At 58.0% G+C, this 14,169-nt stretch carries 14 protein-coding genes; 8 read left to right on the forward strand and 6 right to left on the reverse strand.

The features are described from left to right. Window positions 1-96 precede the first annotated feature (96 nt). Window positions 97-1,482, reverse strand: coding sequence for a cysteine--tRNA ligase (cysS, locus tag ACOTYB_RS07920; RefSeq protein WP_058659127.1), 1,386 nt, complete (start codon window positions 1,480-1,482; stop codon window positions 97-99). A 175-nt stretch (window positions 1,483-1,657) separates the two neighbouring features. Here cysS and ppiB point away from each other — a divergent pair, with 175 nt between their 5' ends. The 5 genes from ppiB to mnmH all read left to right on the forward strand — a co-directional run bounded on the left by ppiB (window position 1,658) and on the right by mnmH (window position 5,725). Next, window positions 1,658-2,152 carry a peptidylprolyl isomerase B gene (gene ppiB / locus ACOTYB_RS07925; RefSeq protein ID WP_000256009.1) on the forward strand — a complete coding sequence of 165 codons (495 nt, stop codon included), beginning with the start codon at window positions 1,658-1,660 and terminating at the stop codon, window positions 2,150-2,152. A gap of 3 nt (window positions 2,153-2,155) precedes the next feature. Next, complete coding sequence (lpxH, locus tag ACOTYB_RS07930; RefSeq protein WP_022650517.1) at window positions 2,156-2,878, forward strand: UDP-2,3-diacylglucosamine diphosphatase; 723 nt, start codon at window positions 2,156-2,158, stop codon at window positions 2,876-2,878. A 118-nt stretch (window positions 2,879-2,996) separates the two neighbouring features. Next, on the forward strand, window positions 2,997-3,506 hold the full coding sequence (gene purE, locus ACOTYB_RS07935; RefSeq protein WP_003858921.1) for a 5-(carboxyamino)imidazole ribonucleotide mutase: 510 nt from the start codon (window positions 2,997-2,999) through the stop codon (window positions 3,504-3,506). Beyond that, a complete protein-coding gene (gene purK, locus ACOTYB_RS07940; protein WP_003858922.1) occupies window positions 3,503-4,570 on the forward strand; it encodes a 5-(carboxyamino)imidazole ribonucleotide synthase in 1,068 nt (355 codons plus the stop codon). Before purE ends, purK begins: the two co-directional genes overlap by 4 nt. Window positions 4,571-4,654: 84 nt before the next feature. Further along, window positions 4,655-5,725: a tRNA 2-selenouridine(34) synthase MnmH gene (gene mnmH / locus ACOTYB_RS07945; protein WP_022650516.1), complete on the forward strand. Its 1,071-nt coding sequence runs from the start codon at window positions 4,655-4,657 to the stop codon at window positions 5,723-5,725. Window positions 5,726-5,850: 125 nt separating this feature from the next. Here mnmH and ACOTYB_RS07950 read toward each other — a convergent pair whose 3' ends face one another. The 3 genes from ACOTYB_RS07950 to ybbA form a co-directional block, all read right to left on the reverse strand. Continuing rightward, window positions 5,851-6,996, reverse strand: a complete 1,146-nt coding sequence (locus tag ACOTYB_RS07950) for a porin (RefSeq protein WP_022650515.1) — start codon at window positions 6,994-6,996, stop codon at window positions 5,851-5,853. Window positions 6,997-7,178: 182 nt separating this feature from the next. Next, a complete protein-coding gene (ybbP, locus tag ACOTYB_RS07955) occupies window positions 7,179-9,593 on the reverse strand; it encodes a putative ABC transporter permease subunit YbbP (protein WP_220153619.1) in 2,415 nt (804 codons plus the stop codon). Next, a complete protein-coding gene (ybbA, locus tag ACOTYB_RS07960) occupies window positions 9,590-10,276 on the reverse strand; it encodes a putative ABC transporter ATP-binding protein YbbA (protein WP_126524782.1) in 687 nt (228 codons plus the stop codon). The genes ybbP and ybbA overlap by 4 nt, the downstream gene beginning before the upstream one ends. Here ybbA and tesA point away from each other — a divergent pair. From tesA to ACOTYB_RS07975, 3 genes are read left to right on the forward strand one after another with little or no spacing between them, the layout of a single operon-like run. Beyond that, window positions 10,247-10,879 carry a multifunctional acyl-CoA thioesterase I/protease I/lysophospholipase L1 gene (gene tesA, locus ACOTYB_RS07965; RefSeq protein ID WP_421765790.1) on the forward strand — a complete coding sequence of 211 codons (633 nt, stop codon included), beginning with the start codon at window positions 10,247-10,249 and terminating at the stop codon, window positions 10,877-10,879. The two genes, ybbA and tesA, sit on opposite strands and share 30 nt — an antisense overlap. After that, window positions 10,860-11,669 carry an SDR family oxidoreductase gene (locus ACOTYB_RS07970; protein ID WP_104468573.1) on the forward strand — a complete coding sequence of 270 codons (810 nt, stop codon included), beginning with the start codon at window positions 10,860-10,862 and terminating at the stop codon, window positions 11,667-11,669. The genes tesA and ACOTYB_RS07970 overlap by 20 nt, the downstream gene beginning before the upstream one ends. Window positions 11,670-11,727: 58 nt before the next feature. Then, window positions 11,728-12,582 carry a co-chaperone YbbN gene (locus ACOTYB_RS07975; protein ID WP_220153618.1) on the forward strand — a complete coding sequence of 285 codons (855 nt, stop codon included), beginning with the start codon at window positions 11,728-11,730 and terminating at the stop codon, window positions 12,580-12,582. A gap of 51 nt (window positions 12,583-12,633) precedes the next feature. On the opposite strand, the gene fetB is transcribed toward ACOTYB_RS07975, so the two are convergent. Beyond that, entirely contained in the window at window positions 12,634-13,416 is a 783-nt protein-coding gene (gene fetB / locus ACOTYB_RS07980) for an iron efflux ABC transporter permease subunit FetB (protein ID WP_017383223.1), read from the reverse strand. Then, window positions 13,409-14,080, reverse strand: a complete 672-nt coding sequence (gene fetA / locus ACOTYB_RS07985) for an iron efflux ABC transporter ATP-binding subunit FetA (RefSeq protein WP_015571235.1) — start codon at window positions 14,078-14,080, stop codon at window positions 13,409-13,411. The genes fetB and fetA overlap by 8 nt, the downstream gene beginning before the upstream one ends. Window positions 14,081-14,169: the final 89 nt, after the last annotated feature.

Genomic DNA, 14,169 nt, shown 5'->3' on the forward strand with positions numbered 1-14,169 from the left:
AGCTGGGAAAAGAGTACAGTAATATGGTCATGGTGGCATGACCATATTACTGGGGATCCCTCAGCCCTGTGGGAGAGGGTTAGAGTGAGGAGAAAATTACTTACGACGCCAGGTGGTTCCCTGCGGGCCATCTTCCAGAATAATGCCCATCTCGGTCAGACGGTTACGCGCCGCATCCGCCGCCGCCCAGTCTTTCGCCTGACGCGCTTCCAGACGCGCTTTAATCAGTGCTTCAATTTCCGCCACTTCGCCGTCGTCCGCCTGCGCGCCGCTTTGCAGGAACACATCCGGCTCCTGCTCCAGCAGGCCGAGCACGGAAGAGAGCTTACGCAGATGAGACGCCAGCGCATTGGCCGCCGCCATATCTTCTGACTTCAGGCGATTCACCTCACGCGCCATGTCGAACAGCACGGAATAGGCTTCAGGGGTGTTGAAGTCGTCGTTCATGACCTCAACGAAGCGGGCTTCGAACGCCTCGCCGCCTGCGGCTGAAACAGACTTGTCGGTGCCGCGCAGTGCGGTATACAGACGCTCCAGCGCAGCGCGCGCCTGCTTCAGGTTCTCTTCGCTGTAGTTCAGCTGGCTGCGATAGTGGCCAGACATCAGGAAGTAGCGCACGGTTTCCGCGTCGTAATACTTCAGCACGTCGCGCACGGTGAAGAAGTTACCCAGCGATTTCGACATCTTCTCGCGGTCAACCATCACCATCCCGGAGTGCATCCAGTAGTTCACGTACTCGCCGCCGTGAGCACAGGTGGACTGCGCGATTTCGTTTTCGTGGTGCGGGAACATCAGATCCGAACCGCCGCCGTGGATGTCGAAATGGTTTCCCAGCTGCTTGCAGTTCATCGCGGAACATTCAATGTGCCAGCCCGGACGCCCTTCGCCCCACGGGGATGGCCAGCTCGGTTCGCCCGCTTTGGACATCTTCCACAGCACGAAGTCCATCGGATTACGCTTCACGTCAACCACGTCCACGCGCGCACCGGCCTGGAGCTGGTCCAGATCCTGGCGGGAAAGCGCACCGTAGGTTGGGTCCGTCGGCACCGAGAACATCACGTCGCCGTTGTCCGCCACATAGGCGTGACCGCGCTCGATCAGCTTTTGGGTGATATCAATGATTTCATGGATATGGTGGGTCGCACGCGGCTCGCTGTCCGGGCGCAGAATATTTAAGGCGTCAAAATCCTTGTGCATTTCGGCGATCATGCGATCCACCAGCGCGACAAAGCTTTCGCCATTTTCATTAGCACGTTTAATGATTTTGTCGTCGATGTCGGTGATATTGCGCACATACTTCAGGTTGTAGCCCAGGAAGCGCAGGTAGCGTGACACCACGTCGAACGCGACAAAGGTACGGCCATGGCCGATGTGACAGAGATCGTAAACCGTAATACCACACACGTACATGCCGACTTCCCCGGCATGGATAGGTTTAAATTCCTCTTTTTGGCGCGTCATTGTATTAAAGATTTTTAACATCGAAGATTCCATGTAAACACGTGTGTGGATTGTTTGTTCCTTATAATACCCATAATTCGGAGTACGGTCAGCACACAATGCAAGGTGATCGTGTCCTGTGGTTATGCTATAACAAGCCCCTATATGTGACCCGAGCACGGGTCGACGCACCACAATAACGGAACAGGATGCAAAAATGGTTACTTTCCACACTAATCATGGCGATATCGTAATCAAAACTTTTGATGACAAAGCGCCTGAAACAGTTAAAAACTTCCTGGACTACTGCCGCGAAGGTTTCTACAACAACACTATTTTCCACCGTGTGATCAACGGCTTTATGATCCAGGGCGGCGGTTTCGAGCCTGGCATGCGCCAGAAAGAGACGAAAGAAGCGATCAAAAACGAAGCGAACAACGGCCTGAAAAACACCCGTGGTACGCTGGCAATGGCCCGTACTCAGGCGCCACATTCTGCAACCGCACAGTTCTTCATCAACGTAGCGGACAACGACTTCCTGAACTTCTCTGGCGAAAGTCTGCAAGGCTGGGGCTACTGCGTATTCGCAGAAGTGGTTGAAGGGATGGACGTGGTCGACAAGATCAAAGCCGTTTCTACTGGCCGCAGCGGTATGCACCAGGACGTTCCTAAAGAAGACGTTGTGATTACAAGCGTGACCGTCAGCGAGTAATTCGTGGCGACACTCTTTATTGCGGATCTGCATCTGCAAACAGAAGAACCGGCGATAACCGCCGGTTTTCTGCGTTTTTTACGCGGTGAAGCGAAAAACGCCGACGCGCTGTACATTCTGGGCGACCTGTTTGAGGCCTGGATTGGCGACGACGATCCGAACCCGCTGCACCGTGAGATGGCTGCGGCCATTAAAACGCTGGTGGATTCCGGCGTCCCCTGCTATTTCATTCACGGCAACCGTGATTTCCTGATCGGCCAGCGCTACGCCCGCGAGAGCGGCATGACGCTGCTGCCGGAAGAGCAGGTGCTAAACCTCTATGGCCGCAATATTCTGATCATGCACGGCGACACGCTCTGCACTGACGATACCGGCTACCTGGCGTTTCGCGCCAAAGTTCACACCCCGTGGATCCAGAAAGTGTTCCTCGCCCTGCCGCTGTTTATTCGCAACCGCATCGCCGCCAGAATGCGCGCGGGCAGCAAGGCCGCCAACAGCAGCAAATCGATGACCATCATGGACGTCAACCCGCAGGCGGTGGTGAAGGTGATGGAGAAGCATCGCGTTCAGTGGCTGATCCATGGCCATACCCATCGTCCCGATGTGCATTCCCTTATCGCCAACGGCGAGCCCGCCCATCGCGTGGTTTTAGGGGCCTGGCACAGCGAAGGATCGATGGTCAAAGTCACGCCGGAAGGTGTTGAACTGATCGCCTTCCCGTTTTAACCCTCCCCGTCTTTTCGCCCATTTCCCGACCACGCAACCGTTTTCCTTGCCGGTATTACATGCTATTCTCTGTGCCCTCGAAAGCAGTGTGTTCCGCACCACAGGAGTTTTAAGACGCATGTCTTCCCGCAATAATCCGGCGCGTGTCGCCATCGTGATGGGGTCCAAAAGCGACTGGGCTACCATGCAGTTCGCCGCCGAAATCTTTGAAATCCTGAATGTTCCGCACCACGTCGAAGTGGTTTCCGCGCACCGTACGCCGGATAAACTGTTCAGCTTCGCCGAAAGCGCCGAAGAGAACGGTTACGAGGTGATCATTGCCGGTGCGGGCGGCGCAGCACATCTGCCGGGCATGATTGCCGCCAAAACGCTGGTGCCGGTACTGGGTGTTCCTGTGCAAAGCGCCGCGTTAAGCGGGGTTGATAGCCTTTACTCTATCGTCCAGATGCCGCGCGGTATTCCTGTCGGTACGCTGGCGATTGGTAAAGCGGGTGCGGCAAATGCCGCCCTGCTGGCCGCGCAGATCCTGGCGACGCATGATAAAGAGTTACATCAGCGTCTGGCGGAGTGGCGTAAAGCCCAGACCGACGAGGTGCTGGATAACCCGGATCCGCGGGGTGCAGCATGAAGCAGGTTTGCGTTCTTGGTAATGGTCAGCTTGGCCGGATGCTGCGTCAGGCCGGTGAGCCGCTGGGTATTGCCGTCTGGCCCGTCGGGCTGGATGCCGAGCCGGAAGCCGTGCCGTTCCATCAGAGCGTGATCACCGCCGAAATTGAACGCTGGCCGGAAACCGCCCTGACCCGCGAGCTGGCGCGTCATAACGCCTTTGTAAACCGCGACGTCTTCCCGATCATTGCCGACCGTCTCACGCAAAAACAGCTTTTCGACAAGCTCGGCCTCGCGACCGCGCCGTGGCAGCTGCTTTCCGATAAGCGCGAATGGGATGACGTCTTTGCGATGCTGGGAGACCTGGCGATTGTGAAGCGTCGCGTCGGCGGCTACGACGGCCGCGGGCAGTGGCGCCTGCGCGCGAACGACACCGCCGAGCTGCCGGATGACTGCTACGGCGAGTGCATCGTTGAGCAGGGCATTAACTTTAGCGGTGAAGTGTCGCTGGTTGGCGCGCGCGGGCATGACGGGCACACCGTTTTTTACCCGCTAACGCATAACCTGCATCAGGACGGGATTCTGCGCACCAGCGTCGCCTTCCCGCAGGCCAATGCTGACCAGCAGGCGCAGGCGGAAGAAATGCTCTCTGCCATCATGCATGAGCTGGGCTATGTGGGCGTAATGGCGATGGAGTGTTTCGTCACGCCGTCGGGTCTGCTGATCAACGAACTTGCGCCGCGCGTGCACAACAGCGGTCACTGGACGCAAAACGGCGCCTCCATCAGCCAGTTCGAGCTGCACCTGCGCGCCATCACTGACCTGCCGCTGCCGCAGCCGGTGGTGACCAGCCCGTCGGTGATGATCAACCTGATCGGTACCGATCTGAACTACAACTGGCTGAAGCTGCCGCTGGTGCACCTGCACTGGTACGACAAAGAGGTACGTCCGGGGCGTAAGGTCGGTCACCTGAACCTGAACGATACCGACACGGACCGCCTGAGCGCTACGCTGGAAGCGATTGTTCCCCTGCTGCCGCCAGAATACGCGAGCGGCATTGTCTGGGCGCAGTCAAAACTGAAGTAAGTATCCCCCGCCGGGGAGTTGACCTTCCCCTTCCCCGGCGTACAATTCCCGCCCATTGCTGCTCAGTTTTCTTCTGGAATCACCATGAACGATGGAACGGACTATCGCGCGATCCTCGCGTCCGATACCCCTTTAATCGACGTTCGCGCGCCGATCGAATTTGCCCAGGGTGCGATGCCCGCCGCACTCAACCTGCCCTTAATGAACGACGACGAGCGTGCCGCCGTCGGCACCTGCTATAAACGCCAGGGTCCGGACGCCGCGCTGGCGCTCGGCCATAGCCTGGTCAACGGCGAGACGCGAGAGGCGCGCATCAACGCTTGGCGGGAAGCCAGCCTGGCCCATCCTGAGGGCTACCTTTGCTGCGCGCGCGGTGGCCAGCGCTCACACATCTCCCAGGCCTGGCTGAAAGAGGCGGGAATCGATTATCCGCTGATCCGCGGCGGCTATAAGGCCCTGCGTCAGACGGCGATTCAGGTGACCATTGAGCAGTCACAAAAACCGATGGTGCTTATCGGCGGCTGTACCGGAAACGGTAAAACGCTGCTGGTTAAGCAGCATGCGCAGGGCATCGATCTGGAAGGGCTGGCGCACCATCGCGGCTCATCATTTGGTCGCACGCTCACCCCGCAGCTTTCCCAGGCCAGTTTTGAAAATCACCTTGCCGTCGAACTGCTAAAAAAAGACGCCGCGCGCTGGGTGCTGGAAGATGAAGGCCGGATGATTGGCTCTAACCACCTGCCGGAATGCCTGCGCGACCGCATGGTTGACGCCCCTGTCGTTGTCGTCGAAGACCCCTTTGAAGTCCGCCTGGAGCGCCTGCGCGAAGAGTATTTCGACCATATGTGGGCCGATTTTTCTGCTGCCTACGGCGAGAAAGCGGGCTGGAAAGCGTATAGCGAATATCTGCATCACGGCCTGTACGCCATTCGTCGCCGTCTGGGGCTGCAACGCTTCGCGGAATTTACCGCCCTGCTGGATGCCGCGCTTGTCGAGCAACAGCGTACTGGCAGCACTGACGCGCACTTCAGCTGGCTTGTGCCGCTGCTGAAGGATTATTACGACCCGATGTACGGCTATCAGCTGGAGAAAAAGGCGGAGAAGATTGTGTATCGCGGGACGTACGAAGAAATTGCTGAGTGGCTCGATCGCTGAAAAATAAAGCCGGGTGGCGAGGTAAAAGCAAAACGGCAACCTGGGTTGCCGTTTTTAATGTTTTTTCCCTCTCCCCGTGGGAGAGGGTCAGGGTGAGGGCATCAGGCCGCACCCTACATGACAACTTAGAAGTCGTAACGCAGACGCACCAGGTTCATGTCGCCCAGGTTGTCGGTGCTGGAGGTGAACACGTGTTCGTAATCCACGCGGAAACCGTAATCCAGCTGGAAGCTGATACCCACACCGTTGTCGATGCGCTGGTAGTTACGGCCATTCACGTACTCGATACGGTCGCCCATGAAGTACGGCTGGATGGATTTCACCGCATACTGACCAACAGGGAACTTGTAACCCGCAAAGTATTCAATACCCCATGCATCACCGGCGAAGTAGTCGTTAACGGACACTTTTTTGGTGGTCAGGAAGTTTTGATACCAGCCGCCGCCTGCGGAGAAGGTCCAGTTATCCGGCGTCCAGCTCAGGGCGGTACCAAGGATGTTCTGGTCGTAGGATTTGCTGTCGCCGTTGTCCGGGTTACGCATGTCCGCGCGGGTGTAGTTCCACGCTGCGCCCCAGGTCAGATCGGTGGTCAGGTGATAATCGATACCCAGTGAACCGCCGCCTTTACGCTTGTAGCGCAGGCCGTTGCCCGGCAGGTATTCGCTGTCTTCAAACAGGTAAGAGGCGTAGATGTCAGCATCGCCCACGGTTTTCTTGTACTTCAGCATCTGGCGTGAACGGTAAGAGCCGTCGTAGTCGCCATTAATCCCGTTACCTGGCGCCTGACCAATCATGTCGTAGTCCCAGATATCGGTTTTTGCGCCCACCACGTCATAGTACACGCTGTTCTGCTGGCCGAAGGTCAGCGTACCCCAGGTGTCGCTCTTCAGACCGGTGTAGAGCATACGGCGTGAAGTATCGTGCGCGCCGTCGGCGTAGTGGTTATCCCAGTTAAACTGCGCCGGAATGTTCACACCCAGCTCGTAGTAAGTGATCCAGCTGATGTCATCGAACAGGTAGTAGTCTGCCGCGAAACGGAAGCGGGTACCGCCGTCAAAGCCGTTGCGCTTGTAGCCGTTTTTGCCGTCATCGCCGGTCATGTTCTGGAACTGAGGACGAATACTACCGCCAACGGTGAAGTTCAGGCGGCTCAGCGGGTTACCCGCCTGCGGATCCTGTTTCAGAAGAGTGATTTCCGCCTGGGATGCGAAAGAAGCCAATGCCACTGCTGCGCCGATCGTTGTCGCCAGCGCTGTTTTTCTTATAGTCATTCTTTTTCCTTGATAGACACGCTGCTAAATATTTAGCTGGTGAATATTAACCGGAAAAATTCGGGCTGTGTGGGCGGGTTTTTAATGTTTTGTGCTACTAAATGCAGGGGAATTAACGATTTGTGCCGTTAAGCAATGACGCACCAGCAGAAATGCCGGTGCGTCATCATCACGTCAGTAAACTAGCTAACAAACTGGCGGAATAGCGCTTTACCTTTCAACAGCCGGGATCCGAGCCAGCCGCCGCACAGGGACAGCAGCACGGCGCCGCAGACGGGCAGCGTGAACCACAGCCGCCAGTCGGGCTCCCACGGGAAGTCGAAGACTTTGCTCTGGAGTACCGCCAGCGCCGTTTCCGCCCCGATGGCCGCCACCAGGCCCGCCACCAGCCCGAGCAGGGCAAATTCGCTCCACAGCGTGGCGCGCAGCAGCCGTTTACTGGCCCCCAGCGTGCGGTAGACAACCAGCTCCTGATGACGCTGACGCATGCCGACCTGCACCTGCGCCAGCAGCAGCAATATGCCACAGATCGTCACCAGCACCACCATCACCTCCAGCGCGCGGCTTACCTGCTCCAGCACCTGCCCGACCTGTTTAAGGATCGCGCCGATATCCAGCAGGCTCACCGTCGGAAATTCCCGGTTAAGCTGCGTCAGCATGCCGTTGCCGTTTTCCCAGCGGAAGCTGGTGAGCCAGCTCTGGGGCTGTCCGTCCAGCGCACCCGGCGGGAAGATGAAGAAGAAGTTTGGCCGCAGGCTTTCCCAGTCCACTTTACGCAGGCTGGTAACTTTGGCGGTGAAATCCTGGGTATCACCGGTGAAGGTCACGCTGTCGCCGAGGTTCACGTTCAGGCGTGTCGCCAGCCCCTCCTCCATCGACACTTCCCCCGCTTTCGGCGGCCAGGTGCCAGCAACGATCGGGTTATGGTCCGGACGTTTCGCCTGCCAGGTCAGGTTGAGTTCGCGGTTGAGCGATTCATCCTTATTTCCCTCCGTCGACTGGCCGTTGATCTGCGTCAGTCGGGCGCGCACGATCGGATAGAACGACTCGGGAATAATGTGATGCTCGGACAGGAAGCCCTTCAGCGGCGTCACCTGCTCGGGCGCGATGTTGATCAGGAAATAGTTCGGGCTTTCTGGCGGAAGCTGCTGCTGCCAGCGATCCAGCAGATCCCCGCGCAGCACCAGCAGAAGCGCCAGCAGCATAAACGACAGCGAAAATGCCGAGAGCTGGCTGAGGGTAGACCACGGCTGGTGCAGCAGTCGGTTAACCGCTAACCGTATGGGAAGTGATTTAACTGTCAGCTTTCTCAGCACATTAAGCAGTATCCAGCCCACTACGCCGCACAGCAGCGCCAGCACCACCGCGCCCGCCAGCACCGCCCACAGCAGCGTACTACCGCCCATCAGCCAGGCCAGCAGCCCGACCGCCACCGCAATAATCACCGGCAGGTAGAACTTCAGCGGCCAAACGCTGGCCACCACATCGCGGCGCAGCACGCGCAGCGGCTGGGTGGCGAGCAGCAGTCGGTACGGGCGTAACCCCACCAGCAGGGAGATCGTCGTCATCGCGCCGATTGCCCACAGCCACGGCCAGAGGCTGGCAGGCGGTAATGCGGCGGGCAGTACCGGTTTGAGCAGCACCATCAGCAGCTTTTCAAACAGCAGCCCTATCGCCCCGCCGGTCAGAGCCGACAGCGCCAGCACCATCAGCCACTGGCCGACAATCAGCTTGCGCAGTTGCGCGCGGCCCGCGCCGAGGGTTTTGAGGATCGCCACCAGATCGTAACGGCTGCGGCAGTAGTGCCCCATCGCCACGGCAACCGCCGCAATGGCAAGCAGCAGGGTTAACAGCGCCGACAGCAGCAGGAACTGCTGGGAACGTTCGAGGGATTTGCCGAGCGCCCCGTCATCCTGCTCCAGCCCGTACCAGCGGTGTTCCGGCTTGAGCTGCGGCAGGAGCCATTTTTCGTACGCCTCCAGCTGAGCAGGCGTCCCGCCAAACTTATACCGCCAGGTGACACGGCTTCCCGGCTGGACGGCGTTGGTTTTCGCCACATCAGCGGTGTTCATCAGCAGGCGCGGCGCAAGCTGGAACGGATTAAATCCAGAGTCGGGCTCCTGCACCACTTCCCCGGCAATTTTGAGTGTCGCGTCGCCGACGTCGATACTGTCGCCGGGTTTCAGGTTCAGCAGCGCCATCAGTCGCGATGCCAGCAGGACCGTACCGGCCGTCGGTTTTAGCCCCGGCGGGCTGGTTTGTAAGTCACCGTACATCGGGTAGATGTCATCCACGGCTTTTACGCTGGCAAGCTGCGGCGTGTCGCCCGCAAAGGTCATAGTCTGAAAGGTGATCTGCTCCCCTACCTTCAGCCCCTCTTTGCGCGCTTCCTCAATCCAGCCCGGCGGCACGGGGCGAGAACTTTGCAGAGCCCGGTCCCCGGCCATAAATTCCCGACTCTGCTGGCTAAGCCCTTTCTCCATACGATCGCTGACGCTGCCGAGCGCCAGCACGCAGGCCACCGCCAGGCTCAACGCCAGCCAGACAATCAGCAGCGAGGGCGAGCGCCACTCACGCCAGAACCAGCGGGCAATCATGCTTCCTCCTGAAGAATACCGTTCACCAGCCGCAGGCGGCGGTCGCAGCGGGCGGCCAGCTGCGGGTCGTGGGTTACCAGAATCAGCGTGGTGCCGTGCTCACGGTTGAGGGAAAACAGCAGATCGGCAATTTTGTCCCCGGTTTTACGGTCGAGATTGCCCGTTGGCTCATCGGCAAACAGCACTTCCGGGCGCCCGTTAAACGCCCTGGCCAGCGCCACGCGCTGCTGCTCACCGCCGGAAAGCTGTGCCGGAAGGTGGTCGAAACGTTTTCCCAGCCCCAGCTGTTCCAGCAACGCCTTCGCGTGATCGCGGCTTTCACGGGTATTTTCACCGCGCAGCAGGCCAGGTAGCTCAACGTTTTCCAGCGCGTTCAGCGTCGGGATCAGCATGAATGACTGAAAGACAAACCCGATATGCCGGGCTCGCAGCGCGGCGCGGGCCTCTTCATCAAGCGCGTGGAGGGGCTGGCCGACCAGGTTCACTTCCCCACTGCTGCCATCGTCCAGACCGGCGAGAATGGCCAGCAGCGTGGACTTACCGGAACCGGATTCACCAATCAGGGCGATGGTTTCGGCACGTTTGACAACGAGTTCAACTCCGGTGAGGATGGAAAGCTCGTGTTCCCCCTGACCGACGGACTTCTTAAGACGATGAACTTCAACAATGTTTTCCGCTGGCATTTGCCCTTCCTGTTTTTGATGCTGATGACCTTCCGCGCGGCGGCTGCGGACACGTTATTGATTCTGGGCGACAGCCTGAGCGCGGGCTATCGTATGGCCGCCAGTGCGGCCTGGCCCGCCCTGCTCAATGATAAATGGCAGTCCCGGGCCTCTGTCGTGAACGGCAGCATCAGCGGCGATACGTCGCAGCAAGGCTTATCGCGCCTGCCTGCCCTGCTTAAGCAGCATCAACCGCGTTGGGTGCTGGTCGAACTGGGCGGTAATGATGGTTTGCGCGGCTTCCAGCCACAGCAAACGGAGCAAACGCTGCGGACCATTTTGCAGACCATTAAGGCCGCCAATGCCCAGCCGCTGCTGATGCAAATTCGCCTGCCCGCTAACTACGGCCGTCGGTATAATGAGGCGTTTGGCGCGATCTATCCTAAGCTTGCCAAAGAGTTTGATATTCCGCTGCTGCCATTTTTCATGGAAGAGGTCTATCTGAAACCCCAGTGGATGCAGGATAATGGCATTCACCCCAATCGCGATGCCCAGCCGTTTATTGCCGACTGGATGGCAACCCGGCTGGCTCCTTTAGTAAAACATGACTCGTCAAACAGCTGAGAACCTGACAGGTAAAGTTATGCAAAAATCGGTCTTAATAACAGGATGTTCCAGCGGAATTGGCCTTGAAAGCGCCCTTGAACTGAAACGTCAGGGGTTTTGGGTGCTGGCAGCCTGCCGCAAACCCGAGGATGTCGAACGCATGCGAGGGCTGGGATTTACCGGCATTCTGCTGGATCTCGATTCGCCAGAGAGCGTAGAGCAGGCCGCCGATGAGGTTATCGCCCTGACCAACAACCGTCTTTACGGTCTGTTCAACAATGCGGGCTACGGCGTGTACGGCCCGCTACAGACTCTCTCACGGGAACAGCTGGAGCAGCAGTTCTCCGCAAACTTTTTCGGGGCGCATCAGCTTACCATGCACCTTCTCCCGGCCATGCTGCCGCACGGCGAAGGGCGGATTGTCATGACCTCCTCGGTGATGGGCCTGATCTCCACGCCGGGCCGCGGGGCTTACGCTGCCAGTAAATATGCGCTTGAAGCCTGGTCCGATGCGTTGCGCATGGAGCTGCGCCACAGCGGTATTAAGGTCAGCCTGATTGAACCCGGCCCGATCCGCACCCGCTTTACGGAAAACGTTAACCAGACGCAGGCGGACAAACCGGTCGAAAATCCCGGCATCGCGGCGCGTTTTACGCTTGGGCCAGAAGCCGTCGTTGCCAAAGTGCGCCACGCGTTTGAGAGCGATACCCCTAAAATGCGCTATCCGGTCACGCTGGTGACCCATGCCGTCGGCTGGTTGAAACGCCTGCTGCCGGGGCGGATGATGGACAAAATTTTGCAGGGTTGAGTTGAAGCGACCACGCTTACCCCCATGTAAAGAGTAAACCGATAAAAGAGAATGCCGCATGTCCGTACAGAATATCGTCAACATAACTGAAGCTAACCTGCAACAGACGCTCGAACAGTCAATGACTAAACCGGTGCTGTTCTACTTCTGGTCTGAACGCAGCCAACACTGCCTGCAACTGACGCCGGTCCTGGAAAGCCTTGCCGCGCAGTACAATGGTCAGTTCATTCTGGCGAAGCTGGATTGTGACGCCGAACCGATGGTGGCTTCCCAGTTTGGCCTGCGTGCGATCCCAACCGTCTACCTGTTCCAGAACGGTCAGCCGGTGGATGGCTTCCAGGGGCCGCTGCCAGAAGAGGCGATCCGCGCCCTGCTGGATAAAGTCCTGCCGCGCGAAGAAGAGCTGAAAGCGCAGGAAGCCATGGCGCTGATGCAGGAAGGCAAGTACGACGAGGCGCTGCCGCTGTTAAAAGACGCGTGGCAGCTGTCGAACCAGAACAGCCAGATTGGTCTGCTGCTGGCAGAGACCCAGATTGCACTGCACCGCCCTGAAGACGCGGAAGCCGTGCTGAAAACGGTGCCGATGCAGGATCAGGATACCCGTTATCAGGGTCTGGTGGCGCAGATTGACCTGCTTAAACAGGCGGCCGATACCCCTGAAATTCAACAGCTTCAGCAGCAGGTTGCGGACAACCCGCAGGATGCCGCGCTGGCAAGCCAGCTGGCGCTTCAGCTTCATCAGGTGGGGCGTAACGAAGAGGCGCTGGAGCTGCTGTTTAGCCATCTTCAAAAGGACCTGGGCGCCGCAGACGGACAGGCGCGGAAGATGTTCCAGGAGATCCTGGCCGCGCTGGGTACCGGTGACGCGCTGGCGTCGAAATATCGTCGTCAGCTGTACGCGTTGCTCTACTAGCAAAAAAATGCCCGGTGGCGCTAACGCTTACCGGGCCTACAAAAGCAGATATTACCCCGTCTTTTTCAACTGCGTCACCACCAGCTGGTGGCGAGCGTTGTAAAACTTCCGATAGGTCAGGTAGCAGGCAATGATGGTGGACAGGCTCGCCGTAGAGAGCAGCATAAACGTCACCATAATCTGGTATTTAATGGCTTTTACCGGATCGATACCGGCAAAAATCAGCCCCGACATCATGCCCGGCAGGCTCACCAGACCCACTGTTTTGGCGGAATCCACCGTTGGGATTAGCGAAGAGCGAATGCTGTCGCGGATCAATCTCGCCGAGGCCACCTTCGGCGTCGCGCCAAGGCTTAGCTTCTCCTGAAGCTGCTGCTGTTCACTGCTGAACCGTTGCCCCAGATTGTTGTAGCACAACCCGACCGCCACCATCGCATTGCCCGCAATCATCCCGGAAATGGGGATCACCTGCATCGGCGTAAATTCTATCGAGCCGGAAAGCACCAGCACAGCCAGCGTTAACGCGGTCCCGGTAGTGATGGCGATCAACGACGAAATGAACGCTTTATCGATGTATTTACTGCGTTTCTGCGCGTTCCATGCCGCGTTAAAGCAGATAAACAGTACCATCAACAGGGTCAGCACGGCATGATTAACGTTGAAGATGTATTTCAGCACATAGCCGACGATGATGAGCTGAATGACCGCGCGGGCGATACTCCAAAGAATATCTTTTTCCAGCCCCAGCTTTTCCCGGTAGCTGACCACAATCGCCACCAGCACCAGGACCATCGACAGCGCCAGCGATTCGTTAGTTATGTTATGTTCACCCACGGTGAGCCTCCTCCATTTTCCCGCCCTGCGGCCTGAGCGTGATGACATCATCCGCATGGGTAATTTCATTTGAATCATGCGTCACCCACAGCACGGCAATATTCTGCTCCCGGGCGTAGCGATGGATAATGTCATTGACGTTGCGCTTGTTAGCGTCATCCAGCGCGCTGGTGATTTCGTCCAGCAACAGCGCCTTCGGCAAGAATTGCAGGTTACGGATCAGCGAGACGCGCTGCTTTTCCCCGCCCGACAGTTCGGCGATCGATTTGGTCAGCGTCTCCGGCGAAAGCCCGAACCGGGTCAGATCGTCGGTAAACTTTTTCGGATCAGGCGTTTGGTTGCGGATGTGCCAGGGGAAAACCAGATTGTCGTACACCGTGTCGCCAAACAGGGACGGCGTCTGCACGCAGTATGACACCTGCTGGCGATAGCTTTCCGGTGAAAGCGTGGCGATATCTTTTCCTGCAAACAGGATGGTTCCCTCCGTTGGGCTCAGTAGCGAAGCCACGATTTTCAGGAGGGTGCTTTTGCCGCAGCCGGAGGGACCGGTTATCAGTTTAAATTCGCCCGGAGAGAGACAAAAATCGACGTGCTGAAGGATGGTGTTATCACCCACACGAAAGCCAACATCCCTGATATCCAGAAGATTTTTTTTATTATTCATTCCGATTCCATTAACCGCTGTGATAAGAAGAGCCTTTAGCATAATCCTTTCCGCTACGCAGCGCGAATAGCCTTAACCTATAGCAAGTG

Origin of the sequence: Enterobacter cloacae complex sp. IR5450, from assembly GCF_049238665.1 — a bacterium.
Classification (GTDB): Bacteria; Pseudomonadota; Gammaproteobacteria; order Enterobacterales; family Enterobacteriaceae; genus Enterobacter; species Enterobacter hormaechei_C.

What these genes read in the sequence shown, in the direction of transcription:
- mnmH (WP_022650516.1), top strand. Translation starts at nt 4,655, where the DNA reads ATGAACGATGGAACGGACTATCGCGCGATCCTCGCGTCCGATACCCCT.
- ybbP (WP_220153619.1), bottom strand. Translation starts at nt 9,593, where the DNA reads ATGATTGCCCGCTGGTTCTGGCGTGAGTGGCGCTCGCCCTCGCTGCTG.
- ACOTYB_RS07975 (WP_220153618.1), top strand. Translation starts at nt 11,728, where the DNA reads ATGTCCGTACAGAATATCGTCAACATAACTGAAGCTAACCTGCAACAG.
- fetA (WP_015571235.1), bottom strand. Translation starts at nt 14,080, where the DNA reads ATGAATAATAAAAAAAATCTTCTGGATATCAGGGATGTTGGCTTTCGT.
- purK (WP_003858922.1), top strand. Translation starts at nt 3,503, where the DNA reads ATGAAGCAGGTTTGCGTTCTTGGTAATGGTCAGCTTGGCCGGATGCTG.
- tesA (WP_421765790.1), top strand. Translation starts at nt 10,247, where the DNA reads ATGAACTTCAACAATGTTTTCCGCTGGCATTTGCCCTTCCTGTTTTTG.
- cysS (WP_058659127.1), bottom strand. Translation starts at nt 1,482, where the DNA reads ATGTTAAAAATCTTTAATACAATGACGCGCCAAAAAGAGGAATTTAAA.
- ACOTYB_RS07970 (WP_104468573.1), top strand. Translation starts at nt 10,860, where the DNA reads ATGACTCGTCAAACAGCTGAGAACCTGACAGGTAAAGTTATGCAAAAA.
- ACOTYB_RS07950 (WP_022650515.1), bottom strand. Translation starts at nt 6,996, where the DNA reads ATGACTATAAGAAAAACAGCGCTGGCGACAACGATCGGCGCAGCAGTG.
- purE (WP_003858921.1), top strand. Translation starts at nt 2,997, where the DNA reads ATGTCTTCCCGCAATAATCCGGCGCGTGTCGCCATCGTGATGGGGTCC.
- ppiB (WP_000256009.1), top strand. Translation starts at nt 1,658, where the DNA reads ATGGTTACTTTCCACACTAATCATGGCGATATCGTAATCAAAACTTTT.
- ybbA (WP_126524782.1), bottom strand. Translation starts at nt 10,276, where the DNA reads ATGCCAGCGGAAAACATTGTTGAAGTTCATCGTCTTAAGAAGTCCGTC.